The sequence below is a fragment of the Paenarthrobacter sp. NPDC057355 genome (assembly GCF_042667405.1).
In the GTDB taxonomy this organism is placed as follows: domain Bacteria; phylum Actinomycetota; class Actinomycetes; order Actinomycetales; family Micrococcaceae; genus Arthrobacter.
The window spans coordinates 62,042-80,266 of sequence record NZ_JBHVAL010000015.1; the positions used below are offsets into that span (position 1 = coordinate 62,042).

General features: G+C 63.2%; 12 protein-coding genes. 3 read left to right on the forward strand and 9 right to left on the reverse strand.

The window, feature by feature from the left end; translation table 11 throughout:
• Nucleotides 1-2 precede the first annotated feature (2 nt).
• Both ACFUOZ_RS15830 and ACFUOZ_RS15835 read right to left on the reverse strand, forming a co-directional pair.
• Nucleotides 3-1,754, reverse strand: a complete 1,752-nt coding sequence (locus ACFUOZ_RS15830) for a glycerol-3-phosphate dehydrogenase/oxidase (protein ID WP_377549798.1) — start codon at nucleotides 1,752-1,754, stop codon at nucleotides 3-5.
• Between the two features lie 90 nt (nucleotides 1,755-1,844).
• Nucleotides 1,845-2,978, reverse strand: a complete 1,134-nt coding sequence (locus ACFUOZ_RS15835; protein WP_377549800.1) for a GuaB3 family IMP dehydrogenase-related protein — start codon at nucleotides 2,976-2,978, stop codon at nucleotides 1,845-1,847.
• Nucleotides 2,979-3,127: 149 nt separating this feature from the next.
• On the opposite strand from ACFUOZ_RS15835, the gene ACFUOZ_RS15840 reads away from it, so the two are divergent.
• The 3 genes from ACFUOZ_RS15840 to ACFUOZ_RS15850 are packed head-to-tail and all read left to right on the forward strand — an operon-like array spanning nucleotide 3,128 to nucleotide 5,362.
• Complete coding sequence (locus tag ACFUOZ_RS15840) at nucleotides 3,128-4,027, forward strand: WXG100 family type VII secretion target (protein WP_377549802.1); 900 nt, start codon at nucleotides 3,128-3,130, stop codon at nucleotides 4,025-4,027.
• 49 nt (nucleotides 4,028-4,076) lie between these two features.
• A complete protein-coding gene (locus tag ACFUOZ_RS15845; RefSeq protein ID WP_377549804.1) occupies nucleotides 4,077-4,706 on the forward strand; it encodes a hypothetical protein in 630 nt (209 codons plus the stop codon).
• A 5-nt stretch (nucleotides 4,707-4,711) separates the two neighbouring features.
• Nucleotides 4,712-5,362: a hypothetical protein gene (locus tag ACFUOZ_RS15850; protein WP_377549806.1), complete on the forward strand. Its 651-nt coding sequence runs from the start codon at nucleotides 4,712-4,714 to the stop codon at nucleotides 5,360-5,362.
• Here ACFUOZ_RS15850 and ACFUOZ_RS15855 read toward each other — a convergent pair.
• From ACFUOZ_RS15855 to groL, 7 genes are all read right to left on the reverse strand, one after another.
• Nucleotides 5,359-7,260: an ABC transporter ATP-binding protein gene (locus tag ACFUOZ_RS15855; protein ID WP_377549808.1), complete on the reverse strand. Its 1,902-nt coding sequence runs from the start codon at nucleotides 7,258-7,260 to the stop codon at nucleotides 5,359-5,361. The genes ACFUOZ_RS15850 and ACFUOZ_RS15855 overlap by 4 nt on opposite strands.
• A 101-nt stretch (nucleotides 7,261-7,361) precedes the next feature.
• A complete protein-coding gene (gene guaB / locus ACFUOZ_RS15860; protein WP_377549810.1) occupies nucleotides 7,362-8,873 on the reverse strand; it encodes an IMP dehydrogenase in 1,512 nt (503 codons plus the stop codon).
• Nucleotides 8,874-9,077: 204 nt separating this feature from the next.
• Complete coding sequence (locus ACFUOZ_RS15865) at nucleotides 9,078-11,150, reverse strand: acyltransferase family protein (protein ID WP_377549812.1); 2,073 nt, start codon at nucleotides 11,148-11,150, stop codon at nucleotides 9,078-9,080.
• Nucleotides 11,147-13,258, reverse strand: coding sequence for an acyltransferase family protein (locus ACFUOZ_RS15870; RefSeq protein ID WP_377549814.1), 2,112 nt, complete (start codon nucleotides 13,256-13,258; stop codon nucleotides 11,147-11,149). The genes ACFUOZ_RS15865 and ACFUOZ_RS15870 overlap by 4 nt, the downstream gene beginning before the upstream one ends.
• A gap of 171 nt (nucleotides 13,259-13,429) precedes the next feature.
• On the reverse strand, nucleotides 13,430-14,554 hold the full coding sequence (locus ACFUOZ_RS15875; protein ID WP_377549816.1) for a flavin-containing monooxygenase: 1,125 nt from the start codon (nucleotides 14,552-14,554) through the stop codon (nucleotides 13,430-13,432).
• 175 nt (nucleotides 14,555-14,729) lie between these two features.
• Entirely contained in the window at nucleotides 14,730-16,364 is a 1,635-nt protein-coding gene (locus ACFUOZ_RS15880; RefSeq protein WP_377549818.1) for a LuxR C-terminal-related transcriptional regulator, read from the reverse strand.
• A 167-nt stretch (nucleotides 16,365-16,531) separates the two neighbouring features.
• A complete protein-coding gene (gene groL / locus ACFUOZ_RS15885) occupies nucleotides 16,532-18,145 on the reverse strand; it encodes a chaperonin GroEL (RefSeq protein ID WP_377549820.1) in 1,614 nt (537 codons plus the stop codon).
• Nucleotides 18,146-18,225: the final 80 nt, after the last annotated feature.

The window sequence follows — 18,225 nt, forward strand, 5'->3', positions numbered from 1 at the left end:
GGTCAGCGGAGAGGAACGATGTCATCCACTCCCATACGCGCGGCATCGGCCGATTCGTCATCGGGTTGCTGTTGGCTGAGTCGCTCAGCCTCCACCCGTGCAAGGTAGTGCTTGATCTCGCTTTCACGCTGGGCATCGCTCCAGCCAAGGATTTCTCCCATCAGCTTAGCCACTACGGGCGCCGCAGACACACCCCGGTCCCAGGCTTCAATGGAGATCCGGGTGCGGCGGGTCAGGACATCATCGACGTGCCGGGCACCCTCGTGGGTTGTTGCGTAGACGACTTCGGCGGCGAGATAGTCATCGGCGCCAGGCAGCGGCTCACCCAGCTCGGGCCTTGCGGAGATCACGGACAGCACTTCCGATGCCATGGATCCAAAGCGATTAAGCAGGTGTTCCACCCGTGCCACATGTACCCCGGCCTGCTCTGCAGACCTGCCACGCCGGTTCCAGGCTGCCTTGAATCCTTCGGCACCCAACAGGGGAATAGTGTCCGTGCAGCTGGAGGGGACGCGTTCATCCATGGCCCTGGTTGCCTCGTCCACGGCATCCTTGGCCATGACCCGGTAAGTGGTGTACTTTCCACCGGCCACCACAACCAGTCCCGGGACGGGATGGGCCACGACGTGTTCGCGCGACAACTTGGCGGTGGAGTCATTATCGCCGGCCAGGAGCGGTCGCAAACCGGCGTAAACGCCTTCCACATCCTCGCGGGTCAGCGGGCGCTTGAGTACTTTGTTGACGTGTTCCAGCACATAGTCGATGTCCTTGCTGGAGGCAGCCGGATGGGCTTTATCCAGCTTCCAGTCAGTATCGGTAGTCCCGATGATCCAGTGCCTGCCCCAGGGGATCACAAACAGCACGGACTTTTCAGTCCGAAGGATCAAACCCACCGTGGATTGGAAACGGTCGCGTGGCACCACCAAGTGAATGCCCTTCGAGGCACGGACTTTGAGCTGACCGCGGTCCGTCACCATGGCCTGTGTTTCGTCCGTCCACACGCCGGTGGCATTCACCACTTGCTTGGCCCGCACTTCGAAGACAGTGCCGTCTTCCTGGTTTTCCACTTTGGCGCCCACCACTCGCTCGCCTTCGCGGAGGAAGTCCACAACACGCACGCGGTTGGCAGCGTGCGCGCCATAATGCGCTGCGGTCCGCACCAGGTTGACCACGAGGCGGGCATCGTCCACCTGGGCGTCGTAGTAGCGGATGGAACCCACGAAGGCGTCATCTTTGAGGCTGGGCGCGGCACGCAGCGTGCCGCGCCGGAAGAGGTGCTTGTGCATGGGTACGCCGCGGCTGTGACCGGACGTCAACCCCAAAGTGTCGTACAGCATGATGCCCGCCCCCACGTAGGGGCGCTCCCAGAAGCGGCGGGTGAGCGGGTAGAGGAAGGGCACAGGGCGCACCAGGTGCGGAGCGATCTGCTGGATCAACAATCCGCGTTCCTGAAGGGCCTCTTGGACGAGACCGAAATCCAGCATCTCCAGATAGCGCAGGCCACCATGAATGAGCTTGGAGGACCTCGATGACGTACCCGAGGCCCAGTCCCTGGCTTCCACGATCCCAACGGTGAGTCCCCGCGTGACTGCATCCAAGGCAGCACCGGCGCCCACCACGCCACCGCCGACGATCAAGATGTCCAGTTCCTTGCCCGGCTCGGCAGTGGATTTCAGGACATCAATGGATGCGGCACGGGATTCCGGGCTCAGTGCTCCCGGAGATGCCTGTGGACCGCCTGCGACATTGCTCATCGGACCCCTCCTCAAACGCAACAGCTGGTAATCCCCTACCCTACTTGCTGGCCGCCGCCTTGGGCAGGGCTGCCGTTCCGCTCTGAAGGTTTAGCCGAGGTACGGAGAGACGACGACGTCTACTCGCTGGAATTCCTTCAGGTCGGAGTAGCCGGTGGTCGCCATGGAACGGCGCAGCGCGCCAATCAGGTTGGACGTTCCATCGGTGTGGTGGCCCGGCCCGAACAGGACTTCCTCGAGCGGTCCGACGGTGCCAACGTTGACGCGGTCGCCGCGCGGGGAATCCAGGTGGTGGGCTTCCGGCCCCCAGTGCCAGCCACGGCCCGGGGCTTCTTCGGCGCGGGCAAGGGCACTGCCGAGCATGACTGCGTCCGCGCCCATGGCGATGGCCTTGACGATGTCGCCGGAGCGGCCCATGCCGCCGTCGGCAATGACGTGGACGTAACGTCCGCCGGACTCATCCATGTAGTCACGGCGGGCCGCGGCGACGTCGGAGATGGCTGAGGCCATCGGCGAGTGAATGCCAAGCGCACGGCGGGTGGTGGTCGTGGCGCCGCCGCCGAAGCCCACCAGGACGCCGGCCGCGCCGGTCCGCATCAGGTGCAGGGCGGGCGTGTAACCGGCCGCGCCACCGACAATGACGGGAACGTCAAGTTCGTAGATGAACTGCTTGAGGTTAAGTGGTTCATGGTTCTTGGAGACGTGCTCGGCAGAGACCGTGGTACCGCGGATGACAAAGATGTCGACGCCGGCAGCCACCACGGTCTTGTAGTGCTCCTGTGTGCGCTGTGGGGTGAGGGAACCCGCTACGGTCACGCCTGCGGCGCGGATTTCGGCCAGACGGGAGCTAATGAGTTCCGGCTGCACGGGAGCTTGGTACAGCTCCTGCATCCGCCGGGTAACGGCCGGGCTGCTGGTCTCGTCGGCCAAGCCTGCGATCTCGTCAAGGACCTTCTGCGGGTCCTCGTACCTGGTCCACAGTCCTTCCAGATCCAGGACGCCGAGGCCTCCCAAGCGCCCCAGGGCGATGGCGGTCTCCGGGGACATCACCGAGTCCATCGGCGCCGCGATGACGGGCATGTCGAATTTGTAGGCGTCGATCTGCCAGGAGACAGAGACGTCCTTCGGGTCGCGCGTCCGGCGATTCGGAACGATCGCGATGTCATCCAGGGAGTAGGCACGACGCCCACGCTTGCCACGGCCAATCTCAATCTCATAAGTCACGGCTCCAACTTTACTGGACCCTTCCAGGATCCCGGGACCGCCCCGCATGGGCCCGGCGGCTTTCCACATGGGCAGGTGTGCCCATGGCAGCATCCTGCGCGAATCGGATAGCCTGCGGAAAACACACGTACACCATGCAAGGGGGACCCATGGCGCCCGGACTCTACGGAGCCGACATTGAACAGCTCCGGTCGTTATCCAAACAGATGGGACAGGCTGGAAGCCGGCTCCAGAACCAGGAACTCCAGATCAACGGCCTGATTTCCACCGTTGCATGGAAGGGCGCTGACGGAGAGCGTTTCCGCCGCGAGTGGAGCAGCACTCTGCGACCCCTGCTGCACAAGGCCTCCCGCTCCCTGGAGGACGTATCCAAGACGTTGCGCACGCAGGCTGACGAACAGCAACAGGCCAGCACACAGGGTGGGTCCTCCGGCGGAGGGACTACTGGGTCCACCAGCCCGCAGGCTCCTGGGGGCACTGTCAGCGGCGACACCCCGACCACCGGGTTGGAGGGACTGTTCAGCGTCACCGGCAGCCAGGAATGGTGGGCCGGCAACGCCCTCGTCACGGCCAACGGCTTGGTGGCGGACTCCATCCTGGCCCGGATGGCCCAAGGCGGATTGGTCACGCAACTGACCAAGTGGCCTTGGCTTAGTGCCCAGTACGGCCAGGCCGCCGGTGCCGGGTACGTCAGGGGCACCCAACTGCTCAACGGCGCTTCCATGCTCGGCCGTCTCTCCGGAGCCTTGGGCGTAGTCACCGGCGGGTTGCAGGTTTACCAGGGGATCCAGACAGGACACCCGGGAATGGCTGTGGACGGCGGCATTTCCGCGGCCCTGGCCGTGGGTAGTTTCGTTCCGGTGATCGGTCCTGCCTGCGCCATCGCCGGCATCGCCTGGGGTGGCTTGGGCCTTTTGGCGACCAACATGGGCTACGACTCCGCGTCTTCCATGATCGCTGATGGCGCAAAACATGTCTGGGAAGGAGCCCAGGACGCCGCAGGGGCAGTAGCCGACGGCGCCAAGAAGGTCTGGGGATGGCTCACCTGACCGCGCAACTTCCTAGACTGGACAGAGAACCCCACAAGAGAAGGCAGAAATGACCACCCAGACCGAAGAAAACCAAGCACTGCTCATCACCGAACATGAGCTCATTGCACTCATCGCGCTGGCTGGCACCGACGGCGCCCTGCGGTGCCAGACCCTGTTCCGCCTCGACCACGCCGCGGGGGCTCCGCTGGAACAGGCAGGAGTCGCCACGCTGTTGGAACGCGGGTTGATGAAGGTCGAAAACGACACACTCCTTCCGGTTGGGCCGGCCGCCACCGTCACGGCTGTCCTGGCCGATTCCACGGCATGGTTGGAAACAGCGCTCGTCACGCCGTCCTCGGAGCACGTTTCCTTTATGTTCGGCGCAGAGCAGGGCGCCCTGTTGCTCAATCTGAGCAAGTACGGCGTTCACGAGCTGCACCCCATCACGGGCGCTGAAGGGATGGTCACCACTGCAGTACAGATGGCCGACTACTACCTGAACCAAGCACCGGACGGCTTCCCCGCTGCCGCGACCACCCGCCGACACTTCGACGACGGAACCTCCCGCGCTGTGCACGTCAAAGCTGAGGCCGATGGTTCACTGTCGATCGCTGCGGGCGAAGGCGAAAACCTCGACTCGACGGCCCTTACGCGTGATCAACTCGACGCCCGCGTCCGTGCAGGCCTGGAGCGATAAGCCGGGTGAGTGACCAGTCAGGCCCTGCACCGCTCTACCACTCAGACCGCTCCCTGGACTATTGGCTTTCCCCCGAGCTTGCCGCCATCACACCGGCAAATGCACGCTCCCGCCTGCGTGAGCTCGCCAGCGCCCGGGGATCGTACATGGGCGCGTGGGCTGCCGGAATCGGCGTCGGTGCGGTCCTTGTCCTTCTGGGCGTGGTCCTTTCTGTTCGGCTCGGCACTCCCGTAACGCTTCCTGCCCTCGGCCTTCCCGGCGCCGCCCTTGCCGCACTGTGCGGAATATTCTTCGTGCGGGTTCGGGACCGGTTGCCGCGGACAAGCCGGGCGCTGGTCAATCGTGGGCCTGGTGGCCTTCGAGGAGCTCTCTCCTTTGGGGCGTTCGTCCTGATCGTCTTCGTGGGGGTGTTCGCTTTCACGGCCAAACCCTCCACCTGGCAGGATCCTGAGGCACTGCTGACGCTGGCGACGGTTCTCGCATCTATGGTCTGCCTCCTCGTGGTTGGGATCATCGTCCCGGCCACCATCGCGGGCCGTTCGCGGGAATCCCTTCGCCGCAAGGCTGCAAAAGATCCGCGCTTCCGGGGGCTGCTGGAACAGGACCTGGCCACCTGGCGGGATCCCTACGGACAAGCCGGATACGGCCCGCTCTAAGCCTCAGGAGCCGCCCGGCTGGTCTCGTCCACTGAGAGCTGGGATTCGAACATCCGGAAGTACCTGCCCCGAAGCGCGACAAGTTCCTTGTGGGTACCTTGCTCTGCGATGCGCCCGTCTTCGAGCATGTAGACGATGTCCGCCTTCTCTATGGTGGCCAGGCGATGGCTGATGGCGATGATGGTACTGCTGCGGTCCGCGAAAAGCCTCGTGAAGATGCGATGTTCGGCCAGGGCATCAATGGCGGAGGTGGGCTCGTCCATCACCATGAACGATGCATCGCGGTAGAAGTTGCGGGCCATTGCCAACCGCTGCCACTGACCGCCGGATAGCCCGCTTCCCTTCCGTCCGCGGGGATCTTCCATCCAGTTGCTGACGTGGTTCTCCAGACCGTTGGGGAGCTTGTTGATGAATTCCATGGCTTCGGCATCGGCTGCCGCCCTTCGGATGCGGGGATCGTCCCGCGGCAGGTCGACATCACCGAGATAGATGTTCTCGGCTGCTGTGGCGAACTCGTACTTCAGGAACTCCTGGCTGAGGACCGCCAGGTGCCGGTGCCAGCTGGTCACGTCGATTCCTGCCAGATCCTTGCCGTCCAACAGCACCTGCCCTGAATCGGGCCGGTACAGCCCGGCCAAGATCCGGATCAAAGTGGACTTGCCCGCACCGTTCTCCCCCACGATCGCGATGTGCTGCCCTGCCCTGATGGTCATGGAAATACCTTTGATGACTTCGATGTCGCTGCCTGTGTAGCTGAGGCGGATGTCCCGCAGCTCGACAGTTGTGGGTGACACGGCCAAGGGTTCCTCCTTGCCGCTGGGCACGGGCAAGGCCATGAACAGTTCGTAGTCTTTGAGGTTGGCCAAGTCCTCGTCGATGGAACTCAGCGAAGACACCAGATTGTTCGCCGTGGACAGGGCCCTGCTCACGATCTGCTGGACATACAGGAACTGGCCCACAGGCTGTGCCCTGGCAATGATCTGACCCACCACCCACACCAGTGACACAACTTCGGCACCGTATTGCAGGGAGTCGGCGGCCAATTGTTTGGGAATATACCGCTTTTGGAAATCGAGTCGCCGGCGTTCGTCGGCATCACGCAAACGGGAGCGCAAGTCCATGAGGTAGCGAACGATGCCGTATAGCCGCATCTCGGCGATATGTTGTGGTCGAAGCAGGTTCTGCTCGATCATCCTGCGTTGTCGCCGTGAATCCACCTGGGTGTTCCAGTGCGCTATCTGCTCCCGGGACAACTTGAACTGGAGGTACACGCTGGGCACGATCGCGACCAGGACAATCACGGCGATCCACCAGCTCACCAACACCAGCGCACCAATGGCAAGGATCACTGAAACGAGCTGGGTGAAGATGGCCGCGATCCGGTCCAGTACCCGTGCATAGGAATCGGAGAAGCGCTTGGCTCGGTCGTAGAGATCCACGGTCTCTTTGTCGTCATAGCGCCAGAAGTCCAGGGCGAGGAAACGCTCGTACATCAGATCGCCCACGATGGCGCCGACCCTGAAGCTCATCAATTGCTGGATGTAGCGGTCCACGCTGCTGAAGGATCCCCAAAACAGGCCCAGGGCGGCGGTGATGACGACGTACAGAATCGCCCGGGGACCGGCGTCGGGGTCTCCTGCGTATCCGGCCGCCAGGGCCGTGGTGGTCAACGCTGCGAAGTAGGTGGTGACCAGTGGCAAGGCGGCGGAAATGATCGAGCCGAGGACTTTCATGATCACCGCTGCCGGTGAGGCTTTGAAGCTCACCTTCAGGACCTGCCCGACGGCGCGTGCGTACGGCCGCAAGGCCAGCTTGCGGGCCTGCGCCTTGCCGGGTTGGGCCGGACTCAGCGGGACCGACTCCGGGTGCTGCCGCGGCTGTGCGGGCTTTTCTGACATGTGCCCAGCCTATTCCCGTGCACCGACATCCGGCCCCGATGATCACGCCGGATGGTTAAACAACTGATCCCCGCGGAAAATCCGCGGGGATCAGCAGCTGCTTACCGGGAGCCGTAGTTGGGGGCTTCCACTGTCATCTGGATGTCGTGCGGGTGCGATTCCTTCAAACCTGCAGGAGTGATGCGGACGAACTTGCCGCGTGCCTTGAGCTCGGCGATGGTAGGCGCTCCCGTGTAGAACATCGTCTGGCGGAGACCGCCGACCAGCTGGTAGGCAACCGATGCCAGCGGGCCACGGAAGGCAACGCGGCCCTCGATGCCTTCGGGGATGAGCTTGTCATCGCCGGAGACGTCGGCCTGGAAGTAGCGGTCCTTGGAGTAGGACGTGTTCTTGCCGCGGGACTGCATGGCGCCCAGCGAACCCATTCCGCGGTAGCTCTTGAACTGCTTGCCATTGACGAAGATGAGCTCCCCCGGGGACTCCTCACAGCCTGCCAGGAGGGAGCCAAGCATGACGGTGTCGGCTCCGGCGACCAGCGCTTTGCCGATGTCGCCCGAGTACTGGAGGCCGCCGTCGGCGATCAGCGGAACGCCGGCAGGGATGGCAGCCTTGGCGGATTCGTAGATGGCGGTGATCTGCGGGACACCGACGCCGGCAACAACGCGGGTGGTGCAGATGGATCCGGGACCAACGCCAACCTTGATGCCGTCAGCGCCGGCGTCGATCAATGCCTGGGCGCCTTCGCGCGTGGCTGCCTGGCCGCCGATGACGTCCACGTGGGCCGCGACGGGATCGGACTTCAGGCGGCGGATCATGTCCAGAACGCCCTGGGAATGGCCGTTGGCGGTGTCCACGAACAGCGCGTCCACGCCGGCGTCGATCAGCTTCATGGCGCGTTCCCAGCCGTCACCAAAGAAGCCGATGGCAGCGCCCACCCGGAGGCGGCCTTCGTCGTCCTTGGTGGCAAGCGGGTACTGCTCTGCCTTGGTGAAGTCCTTGGTGGTGATGAGGCCCTTCAAACGGCCTTGCTCGTCCACCAACGGGAGCTTCTCGATCTTGTTGGTGGCCAGCTTGTGCGAGGCTTCTTCCCGGCTGATGCCCACGTGCCCGGTAATCAGCGGCATTTTGGTCATGGTGTCGCTGACGCGGCGGGTCGGGAACTCCGATTCGGGGATGAATCGGGTGTCGCGGTTGGTGACGATGCCCAGGAGCCGTCCCTCGGGATCCACTACCGGAAGGCCGGAGACGCGGTAACGGGAGCACAGTTCGTCGAGCTCCTGGAGCGTGGCTTCCGGGTTGATGGTCAACGGGTTGGTGATCATGCCGGACTCGCTGCGCTTGACGCGGTCCACGTGCTCAGCCTGGTCGTCGATGGCGAGGTTGCGGTGAACCACGCCCAGGCCACCCTGGCGTGCCATGGCGATGGCCATACGGGACTCCGTGACGGTGTCCATGGCAGCGGAAAGCAGCGGCGTCTGCACGCTGATGCGCTTGGAAATCCGGGAGGAGGTGTCTGCTTCGGACGGAATGACATCCGTGTGTCCCGGGAGCAACAGAACGTCGTCGTAGGTCAGGCCAATGAGGCCAAAGGGATTGTGTTCGGGCTGGGTCATGAGTGCGCCTCTTACCTTGGTTCCGGGGGCTTAACTGGTAGGGGTTGCAACTGATGACCAGCCCGTCATTACGGGACTGGCCTGTGCAGAAGTGTTGAATAAATAGTAGAACCTCAGCGGCGATCGCCATATTCCGTAACGCCGGAGTGTGAGCAACAGCACTGGCGGCAGGCCGCCGTCGTCCGTTTCTCCGCTGTCGCGGACCTAGCCGGCCGGCCAGCCGGTGGCCGCCAGAAGGCGCTGCTCGAACATCGGGATCATGCTTTGCACGTATGTCTTGGTGAGGTGGTTGTCGTCCTTGTAGACGTAGACGTTGCCCACCACAGCCGGACATGCCCCTTGCTCACAGATGAAGTCGCTCATGTCCATCAGGTACAGGCGATCCACCTTGCCAACGTAATCATCCAAGGGCGAAGACTCAGCCAGGGACTCCTCCAACGGGGCATTGCAATCGGGTGAGTCCGGTCCCTTTTTCTGGACGCATTCGGGCATGTTGATGCTGAAGCGCGGGTTGTCGCGGATTCCCACGACGTCGATCCCCGCATCCGTGAACGGCTTGATGCCGTCAAGGTAGCCGGGCACCTCCGTCTCGAAAGGGGCATCCGCGTGCGTCAGTGAGGCGACCGTGAACACTGCGTCAGGCTTGTGTTCCATCACGTAGTTGGAACTGGCCTTGTTGAATTCATTGCACTCGTCCGTGCGTTCCGGAGATTCGGCCCCGAACCGGCAACTGCCTTTCAGCAGCGTCACCACTTCCCAGCCATGCTGCTTGGCGATGGGGCCAAGGGCAGCCATGTACTGCTGGGCATGCGAATCCCCCAGCACCACGATTTCCTTGGTGACGGTCTCGGGTTGGTCGTTCTGCAGGCAACCCTGCAGCAAGGGATCGCTGGGCACGTTGTCCCCCGTGCACAGTCCATCGATGTCGGCCCACTCGTCCTTCATGGCCCCCGGAGCCGGAATAATCATGGCTTCCTGGGTCGGCTGCCCAGCGAATTCGGGCGACAACGCGGCGGCACCGGGCGTCAGTTCCTTGGGCTGGCCGGCGATCGCGGCATCTTCGGCCGCAATGACACCCTGCCAGACGGTCACGGGCATCGCCAGCAGGGCGCCGCAGGCGGCAATCACGACGGCGGCCCGCCAGGACCGCACGGCCGGCCACTCCCAGCGGCGCATGGGTTCCTCCACGAACCTGGTGGTGGCGACCGCAAGCAGCATGGACGCAGCCATGATGCCCAGTCCCTGGATCAGACCCGGAGTCGCCGTGCCGGTGACAAGGAGGAAGAACACCAGCACCGGCCAGTGCCACAGGTAGAGGGCATAGGAGTTGTTTCCCACAAGGACCAAGGGACGGGAGGCGAGGAAACGGTCCGCACCGAACCGGCTGTTGCTTTGCCCCGCGACGATGACCGCCGCCGCAGCAAGGGTGGGCCAGAGCGCAATGAATCCCGGGAACGAGCGATCCACCGTCAGCACCAGGCCGCAAGCGAGCATCGCGGTGATACCGGCCCAGCCAAGGAACACCCGCAGCCGGCGCCCGGGCTTCAGGTACGGCAGTGCAAGTGCCAGCAGGGAACCCAGCGCAAACTCCCACAGCCGGGCGCGGGTATCGAAGTAGGCATACTCCTGGTTGTTTGCGGTCTGGTCGATGGAAAACACCAAGGACGCCAGAAAAACAACGCCAAATACGACAAACAGCAGGTTCCGGTGAGTCAGCGTTCTCCCCGGAATGAGATTGGCCAACCGCGGCTGCAGCAGGGCGACGGCGGCGAAGATCAGGGGCCACAGGATAAACACCTGGCCCTGGACGGACAACGACCAGAAATGTTGGAGCGGGCTGGCCCCGGGATGGTTTTGCGCGTAATAGTCAACGGCGTTGTCCGCGAGCTGCCAATTCTGCTGGTAGAACAGGGATGCCCAGGCTTCGGCGAGGACATCCGGCCAGCGGCTCTGCGGTATGAAGGCCCAGGTAGCGGCCAGTACACCCAACAGAACCACGACGACGGCGGGCAACAGCCGCTTGAACACGTGGAGCCAGTGCCGCAACAGCTTCAACGGCGAACCGGCTTCGAGTTTCCTGGTGAACGATAACGTCAGCAGGAAGGCCGAGATGAGCAGGAAGACATCCACACCGCCGGACACCTTGCCAAGCCAGATATGGTAGGCCGCCACCATGAGCACCGCCAGGGCACGCAGGCCCTGGACTTCCGGACGGAAGCCGCGTTCCGGCGTCGTTCCTTGATGCGCGCTGTGCGCGACCGTGCTGGTGCTCATCATTGTTGCCACCCCGTAGCGGCAAACCACCTCTCATCAAGCATGTCCGACATGCTCTTTACGTAGGTCTTGGTCAGGTGGTTGTCGTCCAGGTAGACGAAGGTATTGCCGATGATCGGCGGACAGTAGATACCGATGCAGATCAGGTCCGTCATGTCGATCAGGAAAAGGTCCTGGTACTTGCCCCTGACTTCTTCCAAAGGGCTGGGATCGGCCAGGACGTCGGCTTTGAGTGGCCGGCAGTCCGGGCTGTCCACCCCCTTGTTGAGGGTGCAGTCCGTGAGGCTGTAGGTAAAGCGGGGGTTGTCCCGGATGGCAACAACCTGCGTCCCCCGCGCGGTGATCTCGGAGACGATTTCCTCGAAACCGCGGGTCAGTTTCTCGTCAGGCTCCGACGGTTCAGCCTTGGTTCCTACCGTGAAGACGGCGTCGGGTGCGTGCTCCTCAATGTGCCGGCGGACCTCCTGGTTGAACTCGTTGCATTCGGGCTCGACGTCAGGATCGTCGGTAGCGAAAGGACATGCACCGTACAGCAAGGCGTACAACTTCCAGTGGTGCTCCTCGGCCAACTGCCCCAGCGCGGCAAGCCACTGTTGGGAATGCGAGTTCCCCACCACGAGCACGGTCTTGGTTGCATCGGAGCCGACGTCGTTTTGCTGGCAGTTGTCCTGGAGTAGCCGCGATTCCGGCTTGGTATCGCCCGAACAGCCGTCCGGCAGCTTTGCCCAGTCGCGGCCGATCCGTTCCGCGGTGGGTTGGGTGAGGGCGTTGGGGGCAATCTGGTTCACGTAGGTGGGCAGGAGGGACTTGGCACCGGGGTTGTCAAAGACCATCCGCGCCTGCGCGGCTTGTTCGTCCAGGTCCAGTTTGTACTGGAAGCCAAGCAGGGGTGCGGAGGCCACTGCCACGCACGCTGCAATGGCCACAACCGCACGACGACGCTTCATTTCAGGCCACTTCCACTGGCGGAAGGGCTTCTCGATGTACTTCGTGGTGAGGAAGGCCAACACCAGCGACAGGGAGATGATCGCCGTTCCGGAAAGCCAACCGGCATGATCCTTGCCGCTCCATGCGAGGGCGATGACCAGGATGGGCCAGTGCCAGAGATACAGAGCGTAGGAGTTATCGCCCAAACGGACCAGGAACTTTGAACTCAGAATCCGGTCCACCCCGAAGCGGCTGCCAGTTTGGCCTGCCGCGATCACGGCGACTGCAGCAAGGGTGGGCCATAGTGCCACGAAGCCGGGGAAGGCGGTTTGAACCTGCAGCACAATGCCGCACGTGAGCATGGCGATGACGCCGATCCAGCCCATCAGTACCCGGATGGGCTTGGAGAAGTTCAAACCCGGCAGGATCAGGGCAAGCAATGTGCCCAAGGCGAATTCCCAAAGGCGGGCGAAGGTATCGAAGTAGGCCACCGCCTGGTTGGTGGCCGTGAAGATGATGGAGTAGATGAACGAGACCAGGAAGATGATTCCGAACACGTACACCAAAGTGGCGCGGTATCTCAGGGCGAAGCGCCGGCAGAGCACCGCAACGACCGCAAAGATGATCGGCCAGAGGATGAAGACCTGTCCCTGGATGGACAGCGACCAGAAGTGCTGGACAGGGCTGGCCAGGCTGTGGTCCGTGGCGTAGTAGTCAACCGCGAGCTTCTGCAGCAGCCAGTTCTCGTAGTAGAACAACGACGCCCACGCCTGCTGGACAATCTCCGCCCATCGGGTCGGCGGCAGGAGAACAAAGGTGGCCGCCAAGGTCCCCAGAAGGACAACCACGACGGCGGGCAGCAGCCGCCTGAACAGGTGCAGCCAATGCCGCAGGAGGTCCATGGGACGGTTCTGTTTATAACGCCCCGTGAACTGCAACGTCATGAGGAACGCCGAGATGAGGAGGAAGACGTCCACCCCTCCTGAAACCCTGCCGATCCAGATGTGGTAGCTCACCACCATGAGGACGGCGAGGGACCTGAGTCCTTGGATTTCAGGGCGGAACTTGGACTTTGCAACGGGACCTGAAGCCCGCCTGCTACGGTGGGCGGCGGGGGTCGACGTTGGGGTAGTCACGTGAGGCAGTTCCTTAAAGCAAGTGGCACAGCGGGTGGCACAAAGCATCCATAATACGCGGTTTTGGCCCAATGCTCATGTCAATTTGGTTCCTTGAGGGGGCTTCCGAAGGTCAATTAGTCCACCTTCCGCTATGGATTTACCGTGCTGAACCTGTGCACCGCCTGTGGCTGGCAGAGTCAATGCGGCCGTGACATGGCAAAACAATCCTAAGGGATCTTACTCAATGTGACCGGCGGGAATGTGACGCATCCCACGGAAAGTGGCGGCGGAAAGGCCGCTTCGAGCACCCATGACCTCGGCCAGGTAGCTGGCATCCTTGCCTACCCCGGGGAGCGTCGCTGAAGCGGCCGAGAACTGGAACTCGCGCCCCAGGACGTAAAGCCCCGGCATGGCATCCACTACTCCACGTTGGTGACCCGTTTCGGCAGAAACGGGCAACTCCACTCCGTACGCGTCCTCGTGGTATCCGGTGCACCACACCACGTTGGTTACAGCCATGGAGGTCCCGTCGTCGAGGACGGGAAAGCCCTCTACCACTCCGGATACCCTCGAAACCAGCTCCACGCCCGCTGCCCGTAGTTCTTTGGTCCGGGTCCGGATCAGGGGTGTAGCGGTGGCCCTGAACCGAGGAGCAACTTTCCTACCGACTGGAGTCCCCAGCGTCAGCACGTGCAGGCCAAGGAACCGGATCACGGGAAGGACGAAGCGGGCAGCGGCCCGTCCGTGCCGGACCGGCAGTTCGCCCCCGGGCTTGCCGGCCACTGCGGTAGCGTGCGTCCGGCTGACCTCCAGCGCAATCTCCGCGCCGGAGTTGCCAAGACCTACCACCAGCACCGGTCCTGGTTGGAGCTGATCGGGATTGCGATAATCCTTGGAGTGGAGTTGGCGAATTGAGGGATCAAGTCCGCCGGCAAAATCCGGGCGCTTGGAAATCCGGGAACCGCCCGTAGCTACTACGACGTTTCTTGCCTGCCACGAACGTTCCCCCGCGCTGACGACAAAGCCCTCCCCGACCTTCTGCACCTTATCCACCCGCGTCCCCAAAACGACGGGCAACCCCAGGGTTTCCGCATAGCCTTCGAGGTAGGCTGCCATCTCATCCTTGCTGGGAAATGCCAAACGGTCGCCGGGGAAAGGCTTACCTGGGAGGCCATCGTATTTCGCGGGGGTGAAGAGCCGCAGTGAATCCCACCTTTCCCGCCACGATTGCCCCGTGCGGGTATTTTCGTCCAGGATGACGAACCTGAGGCCCCGCTGGGCAAGGTGGAACCCCATCACGAGGCCTGACTGACCGCCGCCAATGACAACCGTGTCCAGCTCAGTGTGCTGTTGATATTCCATGGCTGATGTCCTCCTCCGTAATTCAGCCTGTACTGATAGAGCCAAAGTACGGCTGCGGACCCTCCCGCCGCGTCGGGCAAATTACCCATTTTGTACGGTTCACTGTTGGGCATTCATGCCCATGGGATAGCGGCGAGAGAGCGATCGCCCCAAACGGGTGGGACGTGAGAGATGGTCAACCGATGAGGTGGTTTTCGAAGGCGTAGGAAGCGGCAGCCGTCCGGGAGCCGACACCGAGCTTTGCAAAGATGTTCCCTGCATGCCGGGCCACTGTCTTTTCGCTCAGGTACAACTGACGGGCAATGGCTTTGTTGGATTCGCCGGCAGCAATCAGGCGCAACACTTCCAGCTCGCGAGGAGTCAGCGCCGTTTTGACTTCTCCCCCACCGTTCCGAAGGGCCTGGACCTCGGCAATTGCCGGTGCCGCCCCCAGGTCGGCGAACTCCTCCAGTGCCGCCTCGAACTCCATAGCGGCCGAGTCCGCATCCCCCAATGCGGCGCAAGCCCTGCCTGCGATGACGCGGGCACAAGCGGCCTTGAAGGGAGCTTCCAGGACATACCACTGACGCCACGCCTGCCGTGATGCCCGCAATGCTGCGCCGGCATCACCCTCGGCAAGAAGCACCGCGGCTTCCGCCTGGCGCGCACCGGCGCTCTCCAGCAGCTGGCTGCCATCACGAAGACCCGCAAGCAATTCCTCGACGGCGGCCCGGGCAGCGCCCGTCTCACCCACGGCCAATTCGATATCCACCAACGCCGGAAGGAGCCTGCGCCTGTTACCCGGGTCGGCCTCTGCTACTGCCCGCCTGATGCGGGCCTGCGCCTCGCTGTTCCGGCCAGTCAACAGACGAAGCAAAGCCATCCCCGGCTCGGGCTCAAAGCCGGTCTCCGCTGCTGTCCTGAATGCCCGTTCCGTCTCCTCGGCACGGCCCCGTAGCCGGAAGACTTCGCCTTCCTGGTACCACGCGCCGAACGTTGCATCGGGATCACCCTTCCTGATGCGCCCCTCGGCAGCACGTGCAACCTCCAGGGCCTGGTCCCAAGCGCCATGCAGGATCAGCAGCTCTGCCCGGTACGCCTGGCATTGTGCGCCGAACATGACCATGTCAGGACGTTCCCCGCACCAACGTTCCAGGGCAGCGGTCCATTCCCGCGCTCGCCCCACGTCCTGGGCAAGGCGGCAACTGCCCAGGACAGCGCAGTAGATGATCCCCGTGGGGATGGGAGAAACCTCGCCCGCCATGACCGAAACCATGAGCTCGTCCAGGGTGCGAAGACCTTCCTCCGGGTACCCCAGCGCCAGCCGGGATGTTCCAATACCCAGGCGGCCCATCGCTTGCAGGTCCTTTTCATTGAAGGACTCCCCCAGCTCGAACGCCCGGCAGAAGTTCACATAACCCGCCTCCGCGTCCCCGCCGCGCAGGGAGCCGAGGGCAACGGAAATAAGCAGGAACCCCACACCAGCAGTTGCGTGCTCCAGGCTTTCCGCCAGTCGGTTGGCCTTCCCGAGCCATCCACTCCCGCGGGCATGTTCACCTGCATCCAGCAAGAACATGATCAACCACGCCGCGCAGCGCAGGGCACTGTCCGTATCTCCCACGGTCAGGTACTCGTTATGCGCCCGGGTGAGATATCCAATGGCCTCCTCATTATGTCCCAGAAGCATGGCGACGGAAGCCAGTAACTCAATGTCCTGCGGAGGTAAGCCCCCGTCGTCGTCAGCGCGAACCAGGCACTCGAAAGCGGCGCTCCAGCGGTGCTCCGTGAAGGCCGATCGTCCCAGGTCCAAAGCTGTGGCAGGTACTGACATGACTCACCTTGAGGCGGGCAGCGGCCCTGATGGTCCGCCCAAGCCGCCGTGTAAGCGTCAGGTTACCGCCGCCGTCGTACGCCAGCAATAGCAGCCCCGCGCCGGCGACAAGACAGCAAAAAGCCCCGGCCACTCAGCAGTGGCCGGGGCTTTCCAGGTCAGGCAGCTTAGTGCTGGTGGCCTGCGTGTGCGTCTTCTTCGTCAGCCGGCTTCTCGGCAACCAGGGTCTCGGTGGTGAGAACCAAGGCAGCGATGGAAGCGGCGTTGCGCAGTGCCGAACGGGTGACCTTGACGGGGTCGATCACGCCGGCACCGATCAGGTCCTCGTACTCGCCGGACTTGGCGTTGAAACCGTGGTTGGCTTCGAGTTCGGAGACCTTGGCAGCAACCACGAAGCCGTCGAAACCGGCGTTCTGGGCGATCCAGCGCAGCGGCTGGACCAGGGCGCGGCGGACGATGCCGACAGCTGCGGCAGCGTCGCCTTCGAGGCCCTTGACGGCCGGGGACTCATCCAGAGCCTTGAGGGCGTGGATGAGCGCGGAACCGCCACCGGAAACGATGCCTTCTTCGAGGGCTGCACGCGTGGAGGACACAGCGTCCTCGATGCGGTGCTTCTTTTCCTTCAGCTCAACTTCGGTGGCTGCGCCAACCTTGATGACGCCGATGCCGCCGGCAAGCTTGGCCAGGCGCTCCTGCAGCTTCTCGCGGTCCCAGTCGGAGTCGGTGCGGGTGAGCTCTGCGCGCAGCTGTGCAACGCGGTCTGCAACGTCCTGCTCGGTTCCGGCACCGTCCACGATGGTGGTGTTGTCCTTGGTGACCGTGATGCGGCGGGCCGTACCCAGTACCTCGAGGCCAACGGTGTCCAGGCTGAGGCCGAGGTCCGGGGAAACAACCTGGGCGCCGGTCAGGGTGGCGATGTCCTGGAGCATGGCCTTGCGGCGGTCGCCGAAGCCCGGAGCCTTGACGGCAACAACGTTGAGCGTGCCGCGGATGCGGTTGACGATCAGCGTGGACAGGGCTTCGCCTTCGATGTCCTCAGCAATGATGAAGAGGGGCTTGTTGGCCTGCAGTGCCTTCTCCAGCAGCGGCAGGAAGTCCTGCAGCGAGGAGATCTTGCCCTGGTTGATCAGGATGAGGGCGTCCTCGAGGACAGCTTCCTGGCGCTCTGCGTCGGTGACGAAGTACGGGGACAGGTAGCCCTTGTCGAACTGCATGCCTTCGGTGAGGACCAGTTCGGTCTGCGTGGTGGAGGACTCTTCGATGGTGATGACACCATCCTTGCCCACCTTGCCGAACGCCTCAGCCAGCAGCTCGCCAACTTCGTCGCTCTGCGCGGAGATGGCTGCGACGTTGGCTACCTGGGTGCCTTCGACTTCGCGGGCGTTCTCCAGCAGGCGTGCAGCGACAGCCTCAACGGCAACTTCGATGCCGCGCTTGATTTCACCGGGAGCGGCGCCGGCAGCAACGTTGCGCAGGCCTTCCTTGACCAGTGCCTGTGCAAGCACAGTGGCAGTGGTGGTGCCGTCACCGGCGACGTCGTTGGTCTTGGTGGCGACTTCCTTGGCCAGCTGTGCGCCAAGGTTCTCGTAGGGGTCGTCGAGCTCGACTTCACGGGCGATGGTGACACCATCGTTGGTGATCGTGGGGGCGCCCCACTTCTTGTCCAGGACGACGTTGCGGCCGCGCGGGCCGAGCGTCACCTTGACAGTGTTGGCGAGCTTGTCGATACCGGCCTCAAGTGACCGGCGGGCAGCATCGTTAAAAGCAAGCTGCTTTGCCATGGTTGTGTCCTTTCGAGACAGAAAACCCGCACCGCTGTCGGTCGGAATGATTCCAACGTGACGGCGGTGCGGGGCTCCAG

Coding starts and splice junctions, on each gene's coding strand:
- ACFUOZ_RS15840 (WP_377549802.1), top strand. CDS start 3,128: ATGGCGCCCGGACTCTACGGAGCCGACATTGAACAGCTCCGGTCGTTA.
- ACFUOZ_RS15845 (WP_377549804.1), top strand. CDS start 4,077: ATGACCACCCAGACCGAAGAAAACCAAGCACTGCTCATCACCGAACAT.
- ACFUOZ_RS15830 (WP_377549798.1), bottom strand. CDS start 1,754: ATGAGCAATGTCGCAGGCGGTCCACAGGCATCTCCGGGAGCACTGAGC.
- ACFUOZ_RS15875 (WP_377549816.1), bottom strand. CDS start 14,554: ATGGAATATCAACAGCACACTGAGCTGGACACGGTTGTCATTGGCGGC.
- ACFUOZ_RS15855 (WP_377549808.1), bottom strand. CDS start 7,260: ATGTCAGAAAAGCCCGCACAGCCGCGGCAGCACCCGGAGTCGGTCCCG.
- ACFUOZ_RS15870 (WP_377549814.1), bottom strand. CDS start 13,258: ATGCTTTGTGCCACCCGCTGTGCCACTTGCTTTAAGGAACTGCCTCAC.
- ACFUOZ_RS15865 (WP_377549812.1), bottom strand. CDS start 11,150: ATGATGAGCACCAGCACGGTCGCGCACAGCGCGCATCAAGGAACGACG.
- ACFUOZ_RS15880 (WP_377549818.1), bottom strand. CDS start 16,364: ATGTCAGTACCTGCCACAGCTTTGGACCTGGGACGATCGGCCTTCACG.
- groL (WP_377549820.1), bottom strand. CDS start 18,145: ATGGCAAAGCAGCTTGCTTTTAACGATGCTGCCCGCCGGTCACTTGAG.
- guaB (WP_377549810.1), bottom strand. CDS start 8,873: ATGACCCAGCCCGAACACAATCCCTTTGGCCTCATTGGCCTGACCTAC.